The following is an 18,668-nucleotide window of genomic DNA, read 5'->3' on the forward strand; positions in this document are numbered from 1 at the left end:
GATGCAAAAAGCAATTGCATGTTTTGAAAATGTCACTAGGCGCTTTGGTGACCTGATTGCTGTCAATGACGCAAATCTGGAGATATTCCCAGGCGAAGTAACGGCTATCCTCGGAGAGAATGGCGCCGGAAAATCAACATTGATGAAACTGCTTTATGGTGTACATCTACCGAGCAGTGGCCGCATTTTGATCAACGGCGAACCCAGCGCAATCACGGGCCCGGCTGATGCAATGATCAATGGTGTCGGCATGGTGTTCCAAAACTTCTCACTCCTGTCGGCGTTGACCGTGCGCGACAACCTGCTTCTGGCCTGGCCAAAAACACCTTATTGGGTAAGTGAGAACAATAAAGGGACAAAGGAAGTTCTTGCAAATTTGACGCGGCTGGCACCGCATATCAATCCGCACTCGAAAGTGTCGAACCTGTCCGTCGGCGAACAACAGCTAGTCGAACTATGCAAGGTCCTCAATATATCGGCGCGGATTGTAATTCTTGACGAACCGACGTCTGTTCTCACGCCGGCCGAATCCCGCCGCCTCCACGGCTTTATTCGCCAACTCGCCGACGAGGGGGTATCGGTAGTATTGATCACCCACAAACTGGCGGATGTAGAGGCATGCGCGGACAGAATTGCAGTTATGAGAAAGGGCCAAATTGTTGATGTCTCACCACGCGGTCAAAAATCTATGTCCGAAATTGTTACGCTCATGATGGGTAGTGACGTTAAGCGGGAAATTTCCCCACCAGCTCTTCCCAAAAAGCGTGTCGAGAAATTGTTCCTCAACAAAATTTGCGCAACCGCACCCGGAATGTCACTAAAAGATATTTCACTTTCCATTGCAGCCGGCGAAGTCGTTGGACTTGCCGGGGTCGCGGGGAATGGGCAGGCATTGCTGGCGGAAGTCCTTGCTGGAATTCATCCAGCGACCAGTGGCGATGTAGCCTTAGATGGTATAAGTCTTATCCGGCGAAATCAGATGGAAACTCTCGCCACACCCCTCGGATATATTCCAGAACTCCCCCGTAAAAATGCTGTTGTCGAAAACATGACACTCGCAAAAAATCTGAATTTGCGGGCACTCGCATCCGGCAAGGCTGATGTGAATAATGAAGTGCAAGATCTGCTCACCCGCTTTCACGTCAATCCACCTGAAATAGACAGATATGCCAGCACTTTGTCCGGCGGAAACCTGCAAAAGCTGGTTAGCGCCCGTGAACTGGGCAGACCGCGGGCTGCTATTCTCGCCTGCTACCCGACGATGGGTCTTGATATCTCTGCAATACAGATGATTTACCGGGAGATTTTCGCTCAAGCCGAGGCAGGTGCAGCTGTACTTTGGATATCGGAGGATCTTGACGATTTGATCGCCGGCTCCCACCGGATCGCAATTATCAGGGACGGACAACTGGTTGCTGTTAAAGACAATGATGGCAAGCTGAACCGCGATACGCTAGGTGCCATGATGACCGGCCTGAAACCTGAAAGAAAGGTCGCTTGATGTTGGTCAATCGTGATACTTTTCTGGTCGTCAGCGCAACAATTCTCGCTTTCTTCCTGCTCATAATCGGATTTTTCATACTACTTGGAAAACCACCTTTCGAAATGATCGGTATGCTGCTGACCTACGCACTGGGTGATGCATATTCAATCTCGCAGACTTTGGCAAAAACAACTCCCATACTTCTTTGCGCACTGGCGGCAGCCGTGCCCGGCCGTCTCGGCCTGATTTCTGTAGGCGCAGAAGGACAGCTCTATGCGGGTGCGATCACCGGGACCGCTATCGTTCTGGCAGCGCCCGACCTCCCCGCCGCCCTGATGTTGCCGATGATGCTCGTTTGCGCAGCCCTCGGCGGGGCGTTCTATGGGTACATTCCCGGAATCCTCCGCGCGCGCCTGCAAATAAATGAAACCATCACGACACTCGTATTGAACTATGTGACAGTTCTATGGGTCAATGCACTCGTTTTCGGCCCCTGGAAGGATCCAGCCAGCCAAGGATGGCCCGCAACAATAACATTCCCGAGCGCCGCGATTTTGCCAGCACTTCCTGCTTCTCGCATTCATCTTGGTCTGCTGATCGCCGTAGCGTTTGCGATCGCATTGCACTTTTTCTTCACCCGCGGTGCGTCGTCCCAGAAAATCCAAATACTTGCCGGAAACCGAAAAGTTGGCGAGATGTTTGGTCTTAATTTTGGGACATGGGTTATCGCGCTGATGGCGATGGGAGGTGCAATTGCAGGTATCGCCGGCATTGCCGAAGTATCAGCTATTCAAGGCCGGCTTCAGCCTACAATTTCCATAGGCTATGGATTAACTGGATTCCTGGTTTCTTGGCTTTCGCGCCACCAACCGTTGATCATTCTACCGGTCGCCTTTCTGGTTGGCGGCCTTGTCGCAGCAAGCGACGCACTTCAACTCTTCGCCAAGGTGCCTGCGGCAAGCGCCATAATTCTGCAAGGTATGCTTTTCGCAGTGGCGCTTGCGGTCCCTGGGATTATTAAAAGCATGAGGCCTGGATATGAGCGCTGAACTCCTTACCCTTCTCGGTGCGTGGTCTATCGCGACCTTGCGAAGCGCAACACCTTTGATATTTACGACTCTTGGCGAGACCCTTACTCAACGCACCGGCATCATCAATCTCGGCATCGAAGGAGAAATGCTGGCTGGAGCCTGTGTCGGATTTGCTGTCGGGGTCGCGACGGGTAACCCCTGGCTGGGCCTGCTGGCTGGAGCCCTGGCAGGTGTAGCTCTCTCCTGTCTTCATGCAGCACTGGTTCTGGGCGCAAATGCCAATCAGATCGGTTCCGGTCTTGCAGTCTGGATGATTGCCCTTGGAACTACTTCCTATTTTGGCCGCGCACTGGTCGGAAACCAGGTGACACCCCTCCCTGATTTGGGGTCGCAGCTAACAGATGGTCTTCCTTTCCTGGGGAGCTTTTTCGGACAAATGACCATGAGCGTACCGCTGGCGATTGCTGCTGTAGCTTTTGCGGCTTGGTGGTTGGCTCATACCCGAACCGGTATACAGTGGCAGGCAGTCGGCGAATCCGCCCGCATCTCTTCAGAAAATGGTATTCGACCAAAAGTCGTCCGCCTTAAAGCCATTCTCCTCGGTGGCCTACTGTCAGGCTTTGGCGGTGCTATTCTATCGGTCGACTATACACAGACCTGGGCGCAGGATATGACAAAAGGACGCGGATTGATTTCCGTCGGCCTGGTTATTGTCGCTCGCTGGAAGCCTGTACTTGTATTGCCGATCTGTATCATATTCGGTCTGGCAGAAGTTGCCGTTTTACGTATGCAAACCGCCGGCTGGTCGATCTCACCCCATCTACTAGCGACCACTCCTTACCTTGTGGTTCTGCTTATCCTCATTATCAGCCATGCGGCGGCGCGACGTGATACGGATATGCCCGCTGACCTAAGACGGGTCTTCGCATAACAAATCAAATTCTAACCTTGTTTAAAATGCTGTCAGACGGTGCTGTCAGACGAATGCGACCACGTCTCTGTTTGGCGTAAAATGGCGATAAGGTGCCCCTACTATGCCGCACTAAGTTGCTGCCACTCGGTCAGTGCAGCATCTCTCTGAAGCTTGAATTTTTCTCGGCTGGTTAGGTGGCGCTCATGGTTGACGTGGTTGTGGACGGATGCATGGATTGAGACAAATTTCTGCAAACTTCGCCGGCGCCTGAATTTCAGCATCGCCTGCTCCCTTCGTTGAAATGGCAGGTGGGAGTTTTCACAACGATTGTTCTTCCAACGCCCAGTTACCTGGATATCTTTGTTTCCAATCAAAGTCATAGCGGCACGNAACAGCACGCCACAGGTAATGTGTCTCGCCATTGATCTTCAAAAACACTTCCTCCAGATGCCATTTCCAGTTTGAATAATTCTGAGACGGATGGATCCGTTTCTTTCGGATTTCACCCACAAACATTGGGCCAAATTTATTCCACCAATAACGCACAGTCTCATGGCAAATATCGATGCGCCGTTCATGAAGAAGATCTTCAACATTGCGAAGCGAAAGGGGAAACCTGATATACATCATCACCGCCAAGCGGATGATCTCGGGTGAGGTTTTGAAATAGCGAAATGGATTCTATTTAATCATGCTCGGAAGCTAGTCGACGAGTAAATGACCCTCAAGCTATTTTCTTCTGACAGTGCCATGCCGCGTTCATGAAGCAAATCTTCAACGTTGCGAAGTAAAAGTGGAAACCTGACGTACATCATCACCGCAAGGCGGATGACTTCCGGCGAAGTTTTGAAATAACGGAATGGGTTCTTGTTTTTCATTCCAGGATTTTATGGAATTACTAAAATATGGTCAAAGCCCGATTTTCCTCTGACAGTGCCCGCGCCCGCTGTGCCGAAAGGCGAGTTTCGCGAAATCCCTCTCCATACTTTGCCGCAAAGGCCACGCTAAAGGACGAGGACGTGGCAAAGCCTGTCACCTCGGTAATATCTTTAGCAGGCAAGGCAGAATTTACCGTAAGGTCATAGGCCTTTTTCAACCGTATTTCACGATAGGTCTGCGCCACAGCTTGCCCCAAACCCTGATGGAACTGGCGCTGCAACTGCCGCTTCGACAGGCCTACGAGGCTTGCAATTTGAGCCAAGGACAAAGGATCGGCCAAATGGCTCTCCATCAAATCAATCGCCTCCACCACCGCTTTAGGCAAGGCCCCAAAACGGGCTTCCACACTAGCTTGCTGCGGCGCAGAGGCTGCGCGAATCTCCGTGTGAATAAACCAGTCAGAAATTTGTTGTGCAAAACTACTGCCGTGTTTTGATGCAATCACTGCATGCATCATGTCCAAAGGAGCTGTTCCACCTGCACAGGTATAACGGTCACGGTCAATCACAAAAAGCCGCCGTTCAACCAATGCCGCAGGGTGGCGTTCATTAAGGTCATCAAAGTGATGCCAATGCAGCGTGAAGCGGCGATTGTTCAAAAGCCCCGCCTCAGCTAGTACCCCTGCCCCGCCCGAAATACCGCCCAAAGCCACACCACACTGATCGAGCTTGTGAAGCCAGTCGAACAAACACTGATCTTGGCAAGTAAAAGGGTCTCCACCCGCCACCACAAAGATCATGTCAAATGCTATTTGAGCCTCTTGGATTGGCGTGGTTTCAAAGAACGCCGGGAGCGAAGACTTAGCGCTTTCACCCGCCAAAGACAAGCAATGCAGTTCATAAAGCCGCTTAGGTGCAAAAAGATTGGCCGCGCGCAAAGGCTCCATCGCCGCCGAGGCACTCATCATCGCGTAGCCATCGATCAATACAAAGCCAATACGTTGCATATCGCCCAAAATGTCCCATTATGAAATTAAAATGACCTTTTACAAGAATTGTTAACACAGATTTCGATGCTATACCAAGAGAAATAGTCGAGGACAGAATATGGAATTCTCAGGATTTCGAGTCATCAAAGAAGCGCTCACGAGTCATAAAGGCTGGAAAGCCCTATGGCGCGACCCTGCCCCACAACCTGACTATGACTTTGTGATTGTGGGCGGCGGTGGCCATGGGTTGGCGACCGCATATAACCTTGCCAAAACCTATCAAAAATCGCGGATTGCAGTTCTTGAAAAAGGCTGGCTTGGATCGGGCAATATTGGGCGCAACACGACGATCATCCGTTCCAATTACCTCCTGCCTGGCAATCAGCCCTTCTATGAACTTTCCATGAAGCTATGGGAGCGCCAGGAGCAAGATTTGAACTTTAACTCCATGGTTTCGCAACGCGGGATTATCAACCTCTTTCACACGGACGCTCAGCGCGATGCCTATCGTCGACGCGGCAATGCCATGCATCTTACAGGTGCAGGCGGCACACTTTTGAACCAATCTGATTTACGCAAACTGGTACCATTTTTAAACTTTGACAATGCGCGGTTTCCGATAAAAGGCGGCTTGCTGCAACAGCGTGCAGGAACAGCGCGCCACGATGGTGTGGCTTGGGGCTATGCCCGCGCCGCAGACAAGCTTGGGGTGGACATCATCCAAAACTGCGAGGTCACAGGGTTTTGCATAAAAAAAGGCAAGCTTTTGGGGGTGGAAACCACGCGGGGATATATCGGCGCGAAAAAAGTTGGCGTCAGTGTGGCAGGCTCCTCTTCCAGGATTATGGCCAAAGCAGGAATACGCCTACCAATAGAAACTCATGTCTTGCAAGCCTTTGTAAGCGAAGGGCTCAAACCTACGATCCCCAATGTTATCACATTTGGTGCGGGACATTTTTATGTGAGCCAATCGGATAAAGGTGGCCTGGTCTTTGGGGGAGATATTGACGGCTATAATTCCTATGCCCAGCGCGGCAACCTGCCCGTGGTTGAGGAAGTGATCGAAAGTGGCATGGCCCTTATGCCCATGATCGGGCGCGCTAAGCTTCTACGTTCTTGGGGTGGCCAGGTAGATATGTCTATGGATGGCTCGCCCATCATCGACAAGACCCATATCGATGGACTCTATTTTAACGGAGGCTGGTGTTATGGCGGTTTCAAAGCTGTGCCTGCGGCAGGCATCACCTTTGCCCATCTTCTGGCCACCGACACGCCCCATGACACCGCCGCTGCCTACCGTTTTGATCGTTTCAATCGTGGGGCCTTGATTGATGAAAATGGTGCTGGCGCCCAACCTAATCTGCATTGAGGACAAGATATGATTATTCCCCATCCTCTCCTCGGTCCACGTGACGCTCAAGAGTTTACTTATCTGGGTGACGCCTCATTGATGGCCCGCCCTGACCCGTACAGCGAAAGCGCAGAGGCCGAGTTTTGCAACTATGTCTATCTCCGCGACAATCCTGCAGGCATTCACCGCGAGCTATGGTTCCATGAGCAAGGCGACCGCTCATGGCTCATCATCACACGCGACACACTTACCCACGAAATACTTGGGGCAGAATTAGTCTCAGCGGACAAATTGAAGGCAGGACTATGAGCCGTATTTCTGGCGGGATTATCAATCGTGACGCCCCGATTTCCTTTAGTTTTAATGGCCAAAACTACCAAGCGTTTGAGGGAGATACATTAGCGTCAGCCCTACTTGCCAACGGCGTGCAACTGGTAGGGCGCAGCTTTAAATACCATCGCCCACGGGGAATATTGTCTGCGGGATCAGAGGAACCGAATGCTTTGGTTCAACTAGGCAGAGGCGCGCGGCTCGAACCCAATGCCCGCGCTACGGTAACCGAGCTTTATGAGGGGCTGACTGCCAATTCGCAAAACCATATCGGGCCGTTGAAACGCGATCTAATGGCGATCAACGATCTCTTCGCGCCCTTCCTATCTGCAGGTTTTTACTACAAAACCTTCATGTGGCCGCGCGCCTTTTGGGAAAAACTTTACGAGCCTGCCATTCGACGAGCAGCAGGTCTTGGAAGGCTCTCTTTCAAGCCTGATCCCGATCAATATGACAAAGGGTTCTTGCATTGCGACCTCTTGGTCATCGGTGGTGGCGCGGCGGGGCTGGCCGCTGCCCTCACCGCAGGGCGAGCAGGGGCAAAAGTTATCCTCGCCGATGAGGATTTCCACTTTGGCGGGCGACTATTGAGCGAAAGTTATACCCTTGGAGATGCGCTTGCTCTTGAGTGGGTAGAGACTGTTTTGGCAGAGCTCAACAGCCTGCCAAATGTCCGCTTGATGCCCCGAACCACCATTTTTGGCGTCTACGATCACGGCATATTCGGCGCGGTTGAACGCGTGGGTGACCACCTCCCTACTCCTCATAAAGGCCTGCGCCAAACCCTTTGGCGGATCACCAGCAAGCAAAGCATTCTGGCCGCAGGCGCAGTGGAGCGCCATATTCCTTTTGCCAACAACGACCGACCCGGTGTGATGCTCGCGGGGGCCATGCGCGCCTATGCCAATCGCTGGGCGGTGACGCCTGTGCAAAGCGCACGGGACCCAATTGCCATTTTCACCAACGGGGATGACGGCCACCGTACTGCTTTGGATTTGCTGGCTAAAGGTGTAGAGCTGTTGGGCGTCATCGATACGCGTGCAGACGCACCCCGGTTTGGCGATTATGAGGTTTTTGCAAGTGCAAAGGTCAGCGATAGCAAAGGTCGCCATGGTCTGGCCGCGATTGAAATTACCCATAAAGGGCAGCCCAAATGGCATAAGGTCGGCGCATTGGGGGTCAGCGGCGGCTGGAACCCAAATGTGCATCTTAGCTCCCATCACAGGGGGCGACCCATTTGGGATGATGATCTTCTGGCATTTGTCCCACCTAAAGATGGACCGAAAGGGCTGATTCCAGCAGGAGCCGCCGCAGGCAGGGGCTGCACCGGCGACGCATTGAGCACCGGCATGAATGCGGCGATCACGGCGCTTGGGATACTCGGCTTGCCGGCCCACAAGATTTCCCTGCCCGAGACCCTATCCGAAGCTCACAAACAAGAAGCGTTTTGGCATGTTCCCGCTACCGCAGTCGACAAGAAACGCCAACGCAAAAGGGCTTGGGTCGATTTCCAAAACGATGTTACAGTCAAAGACATTGCCCTCGCGCATCAAGAAAACATGCGACCAGTCGAACATCTCAAACGCTGGACCACCCTTGGAATGGCGACAGATCAAGGCAAGACCGCAAACATCACTGCCCTTGCCGTCATGGCCGAACTGACGGGGAAGACCATTCCCGAAACAGGGACAACCATCTTTCGCCCGCCTTATACCGGCGTTTCCCTCTCTGTGCTTGGCGGCGGCGACATAGGGCAAAACTTTCGCCCCAAAAGACTTACTCCAACTCACAAGTGGGCCTGCACTCGAGGTGCAGTCTTTGTCGAAGCCGGGCAATGGATGCGGGCACAGTATTTTCCAAAGCCAGGGGAAACCCATTGGCGGCAATCCGTAGACCGCGAAGCGCTGGCGGTCCGTGCAGGTGTGGGTGTTTGCGATGTCACCACGCTTGGCAAGATTGACCTGCAAGGCAAAGATGCGACCGAGTTTTTGAACCGTATCTATGCCAATATGATGGGCACCCTACCCTTGGGTAAAGTGCGCTACGGGATTATGCTGCGCGAAGATGGCGCGCTTTACGATGACGGCACCTGCGCGCGGTTGGGAGAAAACCATTATGTCGTGACAACCACAACAGCGAATGCGGGACTGGTTTATCGCAAAATGGAATTTGCCCATCAATGCCTCTGGCCAGAACTAGATGTGCAGATAATTTCGGCAACAGATGCTTGGGCGCAGCTAGCTATTGCGGGGCCAAGATCTCGTGAGCTGCTTGCGCGGATTAACGATGGATTTGACATTTCTAACGAAGCCTTCCCCTTCATGAGTTGCGCAGAGCTTACGATATGCCAAGGCCTGAGTGCGCGCCTGTTCCGTATCTCATTCTCGGGCGAGTTAGCCTATGAAATCGCTGTGCCTGCTCGCTATGGCAACGCATTGATAGAGCGGTTGATCGAAATTGGCCAAGACCTTGGCGCGACGCCTTATGGCACAGAAACTTTAGGTGTATTGCGGATAGAAAAGGGCCATGCTGCGGGCAACGAGATCACGGGCCAGACTAGCGCATTGATGCTAGGACTGGGAAACATGGTGTCGAAAAAGAAAGACTCTATTGGCGCAATCATGTCACGCCGCGGCGAGATGGCGACGGAGAGCAAGCGGCTTGTGGGACTGCGCCCAATCAACCCAAATGACCCCGTGGTAGCGGGATCGCATTTGCTCAAACTAGGCTCTGTTTTGAGCCTTGAACATGATGAGGGCTGGATCACGTCCGCCTGCTATTCGCCGCATGTCGGTAGCGCGATCGGGCTTGGCTATCTCGATCGAGGCGATGCACGGATTGCCGAGCATATCATCGCTGCCAACCCGCTTGAGGGGCAAAACATCCGTCTTGAGGTGGTTTCGCCCCATTTCATCGACCCAGAAGGGGAGCGACTTCGTGACTGACTTAACACCTCTTACCGCCTTGCGCGACAGAGACCCCCGATCTGCCCGCTTTGGTGCCGTGACCCTTTCAGAAAAGTCTGATCTGTCTTTGGCTTCTTTGTACATCGGCGCAGGTCGAACCAAACCACACCCCTTTGGGCTGGACCTGCCAGACATTGGTAAAATTTCAAACGCGAAAGATCATAGTGCTTTTTGGGTAGGACCAAACCAGTGGATGATCGAAAGAAAATCACCAAGCGAGTGTGACTTCGCTGCCGAAGTGAAAGCCCAGGCGCCTGAAACCGCAGTAACAGAACAATCCGATGGGTTTGTGTGTTTAGAATTAGAGGCACCAGAGGACGCAATGACCGCGCTCTTGGCAAAGCTCATCAACCTCGATCCGCATAGCCTGACCCCTGATACGGCGGTACACACGGGCCTGGATCATATGACCGTCTTCGTGCTGCGCCGCTCAGTTACCCGCCTCGACTTTATTGGGATGCGCAGCTATGCCGACTCACTTTGGCACGCTTTGGCAACGGCCGCCGCACGGATGAACAACCTCGACACTTAAAGCATCCGAAAGATGCGTAACGGAGAGCTTAAACAGGACAGACCCATGAAAAACTATTGTCTTACCGTGACGTGTGATACCGCACGCGGCATTGTGGCCGCAATTTCAACTTTTCTCTCTCAGCAGGGCTGCAACATCACAGACAGCTCGCAATATGACGATCAAGAGACTAACCGATTCTTCATGCGCATTAGCTTTGTCTCTGAAGAGAACAAAGATATTGCAGCGCTTAGCGCGGCTTTTGCTGCCACTAGCGAGACGTTCGGCATGCAGCATGCGTTCCATGACGAGCGCGAGAAAATGAAAGTAGTCATCATGGTCTCGCGGTTTGGTCATTGCTTGAATGACCTGCTTTACCGCGTACGCATCGGGGCTCTACCTATCGAGATCGTTGCTGTCGTGTCAAACCACATGGAATACCAAAAGGCCGTGGTGAACGCAGATATTCCGTTCCACTGCATCAAAGTTACAAAAGAGAACAAGTCAGAGGCGGAAGCCGCGATCATGAAAGTGCTCGAGGATACGGACGCAGAGCTCATTGTCCTGGCGCGATATATGCAAATTCTTTCCGATGATATGTGTCAGAAGATGAGTGGCAGGATCATCAATATCCACCATTCTTTCCTACCGTCCTTCAAAGGCGCAAACCCCTATAAGCAGGCCTATGAGCGCGGGGTGAAACTCATCGGGGCGACGTCGCATTATGTGACGGCGGATTTGGATGAGGGGCCGATCATTGAACAGGACACGGTGCGCATTACCCATGCACAATCTGCAGCAGATTACGTGACCTTGGGGCGTGATGTGGAAAGCCAAGCTCTCGCCCGCGCGATCCATGCCCATGCACATCACCGTGTGTTTTTGAACGGCAATAAAACCGTGGTCTTCCCTGCAAGCCCTGGCAGTTATAGTTCAGAGCGGATGGGGTAACTCTAACTTCTTCGATGGAATGGGCCTGTTTCTTGCGTTGTCTCATTGCCATTTACTTTTATCGCTGCGCGGTACGAGCGTAACCTTTCCTATCTCACTGGCGAATATGGACGGAGAAATTGACCTTCAAGTAATTTTCTTCTGACAGTGCCCTCAAGCCAATCCTGGTGGAGGTAAGAACAAGCCGCCTCGATGGGCCTCAAATGCCGCCCCGAGTGCCAGAATTTTAGCGTCGTCCTTGCTTCGACCGATGAATTGGACCCCCATGGGCAAAGATTCACGGCTTAATCCCATTGGTAAAGACAGCCCGCATAGATCAAGCATATTAACAAAACGCCCGAATGTGCTGAGTGGGGTCGAATTCTCGTCAACGTTCAACAGTGCGGGCGCTAATATCGGTGATGTGGGAACGATCAACGCATCGAAACTTTTAAAACTTTCCAGGAACTCACCAATTACCCGTCGCTTTATATCCAGCACATCCAGATAATCGGCTGCCATCATCGAACGTCCGCGTAAAATTCGTTCGCGAATTTCGGGTGCCATATTGGTTCTCGGATCATCTACAACCTCGCGCAGTTCCGCATAACTCTCCGCTGACATGATGCGGCCGGCATGAAACGAAATTTCCTCCAGCGACATAGGTAAGCTTAGCAGTTCAAATTGAAATCCCATCGCGACAAGATCAACAACAACAGTTTCGAACGCCTCCTTGATCTGGGGATCGACGGATTCCATCGCATCATCATTGATAACGGCCAATCTTAGCATTTCATTTTGAGGTTTATGTGCTGCAACCACAGACCGGTTTTGGTATGAGGCACAATATGGATCTAACGGATCTAGTCCTTTCATGATATCAAGCGTAATTGTCAAATCTGAAACCGATCGCGCGAGTGGACCAATAGAGTCATGACTTCGTGACAAGACGCGAACGCCCGATCTGCCAATTAAACCAAGTGAGGTCTTCATACCCAGAACTCCGCTGAGGCAAGCAGGAATGCGAACCGACCCTCCGGTATCCGTGCCTAATGCCAACGGTACCATTCCGGCAGCAACAGCAACTGCAGAACCGCTGGATGAACCACCGGGAACACGATGAGTGATCTGGTCAAAAGGATTGTGAGGCGTGCCGAGAATTGGGTTCGTACCCCAACCGCCAAAAGCAAACTCTACGGTATGCGTTTTGCCGATGATGATCGCCCCAGCTGCTTCGAGCTTTTGAACAGCGTGAGCGCTTGATTGAGCGATGTGTTCTGGAAAGGCGCGAGAGCCTGATCCCGTGCGATAGCCTTGAAGATCAAACAGATCCTTGATGGCAACGGGAATGCCGTCTAATTTAGAAAGACGTTTACCGGTACTTTTATGAGCCTTGTCTCTTTCTCGCGCGAGTTTAAGGGCACGCTCTGCACATAAAATGACAAAAGCTCCATGTTGCGGATCCAACGCCCCGATCCTGCCAAGCATGGCTTCGGTCAATTGTTCGGAACTAGTTTTATGGGCGTTCAACGCCTCCGATAGTTCCGTAGCTGTCGCGAACGGATCATCGTCCCTTTTAAGAGGCGATGCGCTTGGTCCAACTGATCCAGGGAGATTCTCTGTCATAGTGTTCTCGTTTGCTTAGCTCTTATCCTCGCATCCATAGTGCGTGCGAGAAGCGAAAGCGGCCAGGCGATCAGAAAGTAAAAAACACCTATAGCGACAAAAATGTTGAGTGGTAAAAAATACTCAGTCGCAAGCGCGCGCCCTTCAAGCATTAACTCATTAACCGTGATCAGCGCACACAATGACGAGTCTTTCAACAATACGATAAAGGTGACTAACATCGACGGTGAGATTATGCGAACAGCCTGCGGTAAGGTGACAAACCTGAACGCTTGCAAGGGGGTCATACCGACCGCAATAGCCGCCTCGCGTTGACCGCGATGTATTGCTTCAAGTCCCGCACGAAATACTTCCGCCATCTGTGCCCCAAAGGACAGCCCTAGACCTACAGCTGATGCTGTAAAAGCTGACATGGTGACACCAATGCCGGGAAGCCCGAAATAGAGCAGAAAGAGTATAGCAAGGAGTGGAATTCCGCGAAATACAACAACGTATATAGTTGCAACAAACCTGAGTAATCGCAGTGGGCTTCGCTGAAAGATCGATAACATAAGCCCGATTGCGAAGGCGACGATAAACCCTGCAAAGGCCAGCGATGCGGATACCAACGCAGCATCGGCCATTCTTGGAAACCACTGCGAACCATATTTCACATAAACCTCTAGAAATTCAATCATCTGCCTACTCCAAAGCGTTTTTCAATTGATTGAATGGCACGAAAGAGAGGCAGGCTAAGCAAGAGATAGATTCCCGCCGCACAGATATAAATCAGTGTCGTCTCAAAGGTTGATGTGACAAGTGTTCGAGCGAAAAACATTATTTCCGGGGCAGCTATGGCAGAGGCGATGGATGTATCTTTCAGGAGTTGAATTGCATAATTGCCAAGCGGAGGTAGAGCAATGCGGATTGCCTGCGGAGCAAGTATCAGGCGAATAGTTTGGTAAGGTGTCATGCCGATTGCAATTGCAGCTTCTCGCTGACCTGAATGCAGCGCCGAGAAACCGGCGCGGAAGACATCACACAGTACTGCCCCTCCGATAAGGCCAAGCCCCAGGATGGCGGCAGTTACTGAACCAAGCCGCAATCCCACTGATCCCAATCCGAAATAAATAATGAACAGGATAGCAAGAGCGGGAATATTTCGAAATAATTCTACATAAACGTCTATGGTGAAGCGTAATAACTTCCATTTTGTAAAACTACGCACCACACCGAGTAATAGACCAAGCAACACAGCTATAATTAGTGCTCCTAACGTCACCGAAATAGTGACACTAATGCCGCCCAATAACGCAATCAGTATATGTTGTATTTTATCCAGCATCATGCGCCCCTATTTTTCAATTTTACTCAGAAAGACGCGGGTGCGCTCTGCTTGGGGATTGGTAATTAGCTCCCGTGCCGGGCCTTCTTCCACAACGACACCGCCATCCATAAAAATCACCCGATCTGCTATGTCCCGGGCAAAATTGATTTCATGGGTTACAAGCAGCATGGTGCGCCCTTCATCGGCTAATTCCTGAATAACATTGAGAACTTCTCCAACAAGCTCCGGGTCAAGTGCAGAGGTAGGTTCATCGAACAAGAGGAGCTTGGGGCGCTGAGCCAGTGCACGGGCAATCGCGACACGCTGTTGCTGTCCTCCGGACAGCAAGCCCGGAAAAGTGTTAGCCTTATTACCAAGATGAACTTTCTCCAGCATATCCATGGCAATTTCAGACGCCTCATTTGATGGCACGCCTTGTACTTTACGAAGGCCAATGGAAACATTTTCAAGCACCGTCAAATGCGGCCAGAGATAAAAGAGCTGAAATACCATCCCCATTTGCGCCCGTTGCGGGGCTAATTCAGCATCGCTCATTAATCGATCAGAACCGGGCTTAACGCCAACCCTCTCTCCGTCTAGAATGATGTGACCTCTGCTTGGCTTTTCCAGGAAATTCACGCAGCGTAAACAAGTGGATTTACCTGATCCCGATGGGCCGATCACTGCAACTTTTTCACCTTTTGATACAGAAAAATCGATTCCTTTAAGGACCTCAAGAGAACCATAGGACTTGTGCAGATCTTTGATTTGTAGAAGGGGAGATTCCATGATCGCCTCTCAGGTTTTTAAATTTTTCTGGATTTATGGGCCTGATTTGACCCGATAGACAGGCCGGAAGATATCTCCCGATCTGCCTTATCGTTGTCAAAGGAGGTATTAATTACAGGTAGGCAACTGATAGCCTTCAGGTCGATCAACACCAGCCCTGAAATTTTCTCCTGCCGGTGTGTACCAGACATCAGCAACCAGCCCGTATCTGGTGCCGATTTCTTTCATCTCACATGTTTGCCACATGTCCTTGATGACGGCATTCACAGCTTCAGCGAGTTCCGGGTTGTCTTTATTCATACCAACAACCACCTGTCCGAGCCCTGTGAGCAACCGAAAATCCTCATTCTGATCTGAAAAAGCGAGGAAATGCATTCCCCAATCTGGATTTTGACTTATGGCGAAAGCTACGACTGGCGGATCACCGATAACCGCATCAATACGGCCCGCAATAAGGTCCCGAACCGCCGCATCAGAAGTGTCGTAAAGAGACAATTCAAGACCTTTTATTTTTCGTAACTCCGGCACAAACGAGAAACCGGTAATAGTTCCCACTTTTCTGCCTTCCAGATCAGACAATTTGTCCCAATTATTATCCTTCGACTGCATGATCCCATTCTTGAAGTAGTGGAGTGGCTCAGAAAGAGTCATGATTTCAGTACGTTGCTTTGTCCAACCCATAGTACCCAGCATCGCGTCAACGCGGCCAGACTGGACTGATGCAATGGTGCCTGACCATTCCATCAGTGCGGGTGTAATTGGAATGCCCATTTTTTCCGAGATTTTTTGCATTATCTCGCCATCGTATCCAATCATCTTACCGTCTTGCCATCCAGAACCCGGCATATCACCTGTAAAAGCGATTGTTAGTTTACCATCGCTGACTGTATTTATATCAGCGGCAAGCGAAGGCGTTGACATACTTACGGCGATAAAGCCATACATCAGTAATTGACTGATTTTCATAATATTCTCCATTTGACTATCTATGACTAGCGGCAAAGCCTGCCATTATTTGTGATATCCATCTGGGCACCTAATCGCTGAGCTTGATTGACTAACTTCGCCGAAGTGCATAATGTTTCCGACATAAAGTGAGCGAAGGAATACATGAATGCCGGATACAGCTTTACGCGTAGGATTTGTTCTTTGTGCTGAATTTGCACTAATGTCTTTGACAGGCTTTATCGAAGCACTTCGCCATGCAGCAGACTTAGGTGACCGCGGTCGTAAAATTTATTGTTCTTGGACTACTATGTCTCCGCAAAAAAAGACAGTAAAGTCGAGTTGTGGTATCATCATAAATCCAGATACGGATCTTATCGATGCAGACAATTTTGACTGCATTGTTATTATTGGTCCACTACTCTCCGGCATTGACGATGTCCCGCAAATCGTGCACGGATATCTAAGACGCGCACATCAACGGGGTAAGTTGGTCGCAGGACTATGTACCGGTTCTTTCGTCTTGGCGGATGCAGGCTTGATGAAGGGACGAATTGCTTGCCTGCACCCCTACCATTTACAGGACTACAAAGAACTCCATCCCAAGCTGCGATTTACGTTGAAGCATGATTATTTGGAAGAAAGAAATATCGCCACCGTACCAGGCGGATTGTCAGTGGTCAGCTTTGCGACAAACCTGATTTCACGCCACTGCGGTAGATCTAGAGCCGCGAAATCTGTTTTTCAAATGACTATGTCCGAGACTGGTCTAGATTCAGATTTCAACGCTATTGTCGCACTCGATAAGCAACATATTGGTGATCATCGCATTAGGAAAGCAACGATCATTATGGAACGCGAAATGTTTTCACCAGGTACAGTTGCTTCTGTCGCAGAACGATTGGGTCTCAGCGAACGACAAATGGAGCGGCTATTCCAAAAAACATTATCAATGACGCCGAAAGCATATTGGACTGCGATACGTATCAAATATGGCAAATGGTGTCTACTCAACACACAAAAAACGATCACTGAAATTGCACTTTTGACTGGATTTGCGGATTGCGCCCATTTCATAAAGCAATTTCGTAAAGTTTATGGTGAAACGCCTGGACATATGCGACGTTTACATGCGCAAAAAAGTGACTTAGCGCTGACCCGCCTAGAGTCAAATTCAGATAGATTTTAGCCACCGATGCTTTAAAATAAAAATTGCGCCAATAGGGAGGCAATCTCCTAACTGGTAATTTTCCTACTCAATCAACCCATATATTAAAGTCTTCTTAGAGCTTTAGTTCGTCATTTTTTCTTATTTAGGAATAAAGTTCCGAGGGTAGCCAAAGAGCGATATTAGGAAGAAATGTTATTAAAATTGCCGCTAGACACATAAGTAAGAAAAAAGGGAATGCACTTTTTGCAATTGTGAGAATATCAATTCCACTCATCCCATGAATGATAAAAAGGTTAAAACCGACCGGCGGAGTCATTTGCCCAAGCTCCACCATTATCACCAAAAATATCCCAAACCAAAGTGGATCAATGCCGGCCGCTAAGATCAATGGTAATGTAATCGGTAAGGTCATTACTGTGATTGAAATGCCATCAAGTAAAAGCCCCAACAACATATAGAAAAGAGAGAGAACAAAAATCAATCCAAGAGGGCTTAGATCTAAACTACCAATAAAGGTCGCAACATCTTGCGGGATATGAAGGAAACCCATTGTTGTAGACAAGAAACCCGCTGCTGCCAGTAATGTACAAATCATACAAGCCGTTGATACCGCTCCATACAAGGATTCTTTAATAAGGGAAAAAGATAGCTCCCCTCTAATAGTTATGAGAAAAAGCGCACCGGCAACCCCAATTGCAGCTGATTCCGAGGGGGTGGCATATCCGCTATAAATGGTTCCTAACACTAACACGATTAAAGCAAAAATCGGACCTAAATCCCAAATACCCGACAATAAGGTGGCTCCATCAGCCTCGGCGATAGGGGCTAGGTTTTTATCAACCGCGGAACAAACTGAAATATAGGCACTATAAAGTAATGCAATAAGAAGACCGGGAAAAATACCTGCCGCAAACAATTTAATGATAGAGACTTCAGCCAACAACCCATAAATAATCATAATGATCGAAGGGGGAATTAGCAGCCCAAGTGTGCCGGCTCCAGCAAGTGAACCAACAGCTAAGCGCTTGTCATATCCACGTTTATCAAGTTCACCTAGCATTATTTTGCCAATTGTCGCAGTGGTCGCGGCACTTGAACCTGAGACGGCCGCAAACATTGCACTTCCAACAACATTGGTATGAAGAAGCCCGCCTGGAAGGTGTCGCAAAAAAGGTATTAATCCTCTAAACAATTGATCAATCAATGACGACTTATAAACAATTTCTCCCATCCATAAGAATAACGGAATCGCCGACAATTCCCATGAACTAGATGCCCGAATCATAATGCGTGACATGGTGACGCCTATTCGGTGTAAATCAAAATCTAAGAAAATAGCCAAGCTAACGACACATACGCATAAAATCGAAATGAAAATGGTTGTGCCCGAAGCTAGAAAAGCGATTAAGATTAATAAAACTATAAAAGAAGCTGAGCCTGCATCCATGA

Annotated in this window: 16 protein-coding genes and 2 pseudogenes; 9 read left to right on the plus strand and 9 right to left on the minus strand. The window is 50.1% G+C overall.

The annotated features are described in order from the left end of the window. Position 1: 1 nt before the first annotated feature. Genes GQE98_RS08705 through GQE98_RS08715 form a run of 3 tightly spaced genes read left to right on the plus strand, consistent with a single transcriptional unit; the run spans position 2 to position 3,445 of the window. A complete protein-coding gene (locus GQE98_RS08705; protein ID WP_161315267.1) occupies positions 2-1,501 on the plus strand; it encodes an ABC transporter ATP-binding protein in 1,500 nt (499 codons plus the stop codon). Next, positions 1,501-2,532, plus strand: coding sequence for an ABC transporter permease (locus GQE98_RS08710; RefSeq protein ID WP_161315268.1), 1,032 nt, complete (start codon positions 1,501-1,503; stop codon positions 2,530-2,532). The genes GQE98_RS08705 and GQE98_RS08710 overlap by 1 nt, the downstream gene beginning before the upstream one ends. Next, on the plus strand, positions 2,522-3,445 hold the full coding sequence (locus GQE98_RS08715) for an ABC transporter permease (protein WP_161315269.1): 924 nt from the start codon (positions 2,522-2,524) through the stop codon (positions 3,443-3,445). Before GQE98_RS08710 ends, GQE98_RS08715 begins: the two co-directional genes overlap by 11 nt. Positions 3,446-3,546: 101 nt before the next feature. Here GQE98_RS08715 and GQE98_RS18435 read toward each other — a convergent pair. The 3 genes and pseudogenes from GQE98_RS18435 to GQE98_RS08725 all read right to left on the minus strand — a co-directional run bounded on the left by GQE98_RS18435 (position 3,547) and on the right by GQE98_RS08725 (position 5,312). Then, positions 3,547-4,057 (minus strand): annotated as a pseudogene (locus GQE98_RS18435) (IS6 family transposase). Between the two features lie 104 nt (positions 4,058-4,161). Next, positions 4,162-4,305, minus strand: a pseudogene (locus tag GQE98_RS18155) (IS6 family transposase); the annotation flags it as partial. Positions 4,306-4,325: 20 nt separating this feature from the next. After that, positions 4,326-5,312, minus strand: coding sequence for a GlxA family transcriptional regulator (locus GQE98_RS08725; protein ID WP_202526176.1), 987 nt, complete (start codon positions 5,310-5,312; stop codon positions 4,326-4,328). A gap of 100 nt (positions 5,313-5,412) precedes the next feature. On the opposite strand from GQE98_RS08725, the gene GQE98_RS08730 reads away from it, so the two are divergent. The 5 genes from GQE98_RS08730 to purU are packed head-to-tail and all read left to right on the plus strand — an operon-like array spanning position 5,413 to position 11,403. Then, a complete protein-coding gene (locus GQE98_RS08730) occupies positions 5,413-6,663 on the plus strand; it encodes a sarcosine oxidase subunit beta family protein (protein WP_161315270.1) in 1,251 nt (416 codons plus the stop codon). Between the two features lie 9 nt (positions 6,664-6,672). Beyond that, positions 6,673-6,954: a sarcosine oxidase subunit delta gene (locus GQE98_RS08735; RefSeq protein ID WP_161315271.1), complete on the plus strand. Its 282-nt coding sequence runs from the start codon at positions 6,673-6,675 to the stop codon at positions 6,952-6,954. Further along, a complete protein-coding gene (locus GQE98_RS08740) occupies positions 6,951-9,920 on the plus strand; it encodes a sarcosine oxidase subunit alpha family protein (protein WP_161315272.1) in 2,970 nt (989 codons plus the stop codon). Before GQE98_RS08735 ends, GQE98_RS08740 begins: the two co-directional genes overlap by 4 nt. Then, the gene (locus GQE98_RS08745) at positions 9,913-10,473 is read left to right on the plus strand and encodes a sarcosine oxidase subunit gamma (protein WP_161315273.1); all 561 of its coding nucleotides are present in this window, start codon (positions 9,913-9,915) and stop codon (positions 10,471-10,473) included. Before GQE98_RS08740 ends, GQE98_RS08745 begins: the two co-directional genes overlap by 8 nt. A gap of 45 nt (positions 10,474-10,518) precedes the next feature. Beyond that, positions 10,519-11,403 (plus strand): formyltetrahydrofolate deformylase, encoded by an 885-nt coding sequence (gene purU / locus GQE98_RS08750; RefSeq protein ID WP_161315274.1) that lies wholly within the window; start codon positions 10,519-10,521, stop codon positions 11,401-11,403. A gap of 153 nt (positions 11,404-11,556) precedes the next feature. On the opposite strand, the gene GQE98_RS08755 is transcribed toward purU, so the two are convergent. The 5 genes from GQE98_RS08755 to GQE98_RS08775 all read right to left on the minus strand — a co-directional run bounded on the left by GQE98_RS08755 (position 11,557) and on the right by GQE98_RS08775 (position 16,069). Continuing rightward, positions 11,557-13,008 carry an amidase gene (locus GQE98_RS08755; protein WP_161315275.1) on the minus strand — a complete coding sequence of 484 codons (1,452 nt, stop codon included), beginning with the start codon at positions 13,006-13,008 and terminating at the stop codon, positions 11,557-11,559. After that, the gene (locus tag GQE98_RS08760) at positions 13,005-13,685 is read right to left on the minus strand and encodes an amino acid ABC transporter permease (RefSeq protein ID WP_161315276.1); all 681 of its coding nucleotides are present in this window, start codon (positions 13,683-13,685) and stop codon (positions 13,005-13,007) included. Before GQE98_RS08760 ends, GQE98_RS08755 begins: the two co-directional genes overlap by 4 nt. After that, a complete protein-coding gene (locus GQE98_RS08765; protein WP_214646491.1) occupies positions 13,682-14,335 on the minus strand; it encodes an amino acid ABC transporter permease in 654 nt (217 codons plus the stop codon). Before GQE98_RS08765 ends, GQE98_RS08760 begins: the two co-directional genes overlap by 4 nt. 6 nt (positions 14,336-14,341) lie before the next feature. Continuing rightward, positions 14,342-15,103: an amino acid ABC transporter ATP-binding protein gene (locus tag GQE98_RS08770; RefSeq protein WP_161315278.1), complete on the minus strand. Its 762-nt coding sequence runs from the start codon at positions 15,101-15,103 to the stop codon at positions 14,342-14,344. 108 nt (positions 15,104-15,211) lie between these two features. Next, positions 15,212-16,069, minus strand: coding sequence for a substrate-binding periplasmic protein (locus GQE98_RS08775; RefSeq protein WP_202526177.1), 858 nt, complete (start codon positions 16,067-16,069; stop codon positions 15,212-15,214). 148 nt (positions 16,070-16,217) lie between these two features. Between GQE98_RS08775 and GQE98_RS08780 the strand changes: the two genes are divergently transcribed. Beyond that, positions 16,218-17,237: a GlxA family transcriptional regulator gene (locus GQE98_RS08780; RefSeq protein WP_161315280.1), complete on the plus strand. Its 1,020-nt coding sequence runs from the start codon at positions 16,218-16,220 to the stop codon at positions 17,235-17,237. 124 nt (positions 17,238-17,361) lie between these two features. Here GQE98_RS08780 and GQE98_RS08785 read toward each other — a convergent pair whose 3' ends face one another. Continuing rightward, complete coding sequence (locus tag GQE98_RS08785; protein ID WP_161315281.1) at positions 17,362-18,666, minus strand: TRAP transporter large permease; 1,305 nt, start codon at positions 18,664-18,666, stop codon at positions 17,362-17,364. Between the last annotated feature and the right edge of the window lie 2 nt (positions 18,667-18,668).

It is taken from the genome of Sneathiella litorea, from assembly GCF_009882915.1.
GTDB classification, from domain to species: domain Bacteria; phylum Pseudomonadota; class Alphaproteobacteria; order Sneathiellales; family Sneathiellaceae; genus Sneathiella; species Sneathiella litorea.

Excerpts from the sequence above, each read along its gene's own strand:
- GQE98_RS08770 (WP_161315278.1), bottom strand. The coding sequence starts at position 15,103 with ATGGAATCTCCCCTTCTACAAATCAAAGATCTGCACAAGTCCTATGGT.
- GQE98_RS08705 (WP_161315267.1), top strand. The coding sequence starts at position 2 with ATGCAAAAAGCAATTGCATGTTTTGAAAATGTCACTAGGCGCTTTGGT.
- GQE98_RS08785 (WP_161315281.1), bottom strand. The coding sequence starts at position 18,666 with ATGGATGCAGGCTCAGCTTCTTTTATAGTTTTATTAATCTTAATCGCT.
- GQE98_RS08710 (WP_161315268.1), top strand. The coding sequence starts at position 1,501 with ATGTTGGTCAATCGTGATACTTTTCTGGTCGTCAGCGCAACAATTCTC.
- GQE98_RS08715 (WP_161315269.1), top strand. The coding sequence starts at position 2,522 with ATGAGCGCTGAACTCCTTACCCTTCTCGGTGCGTGGTCTATCGCGACC.
- GQE98_RS08760 (WP_161315276.1), bottom strand. The coding sequence starts at position 13,685 with ATGATTGAATTTCTAGAGGTTTATGTGAAATATGGTTCGCAGTGGTTT.
- GQE98_RS08755 (WP_161315275.1), bottom strand. The coding sequence starts at position 13,008 with ATGACAGAGAATCTCCCTGGATCAGTTGGACCAAGCGCATCGCCTCTT.
- GQE98_RS08735 (WP_161315271.1), top strand. The coding sequence starts at position 6,673 with ATGATTATTCCCCATCCTCTCCTCGGTCCACGTGACGCTCAAGAGTTT.
- GQE98_RS08775 (WP_202526177.1), bottom strand. The coding sequence starts at position 16,069 with ATGAAAATCAGTCAATTACTGATGTATGGCTTTATCGCCGTAAGTATG.
- GQE98_RS08730 (WP_161315270.1), top strand. The coding sequence starts at position 5,413 with ATGGAATTCTCAGGATTTCGAGTCATCAAAGAAGCGCTCACGAGTCAT.
- GQE98_RS08725 (WP_202526176.1), bottom strand. The coding sequence starts at position 5,312 with ATGCAACGTATTGGCTTTGTATTGATCGATGGCTACGCGATGATGAGT.
- GQE98_RS08740 (WP_161315272.1), top strand. The coding sequence starts at position 6,951 with ATGAGCCGTATTTCTGGCGGGATTATCAATCGTGACGCCCCGATTTCC.
- purU (WP_161315274.1), top strand. The coding sequence starts at position 10,519 with ATGAAAAACTATTGTCTTACCGTGACGTGTGATACCGCACGCGGCATT.
- GQE98_RS08765 (WP_214646491.1), bottom strand. The coding sequence starts at position 14,335 with ATGATGCTGGATAAAATACAACATATACTGATTGCGTTATTGGGCGGC.
- GQE98_RS08780 (WP_161315280.1), top strand. The coding sequence starts at position 16,218 with ATGCCGGATACAGCTTTACGCGTAGGATTTGTTCTTTGTGCTGAATTT.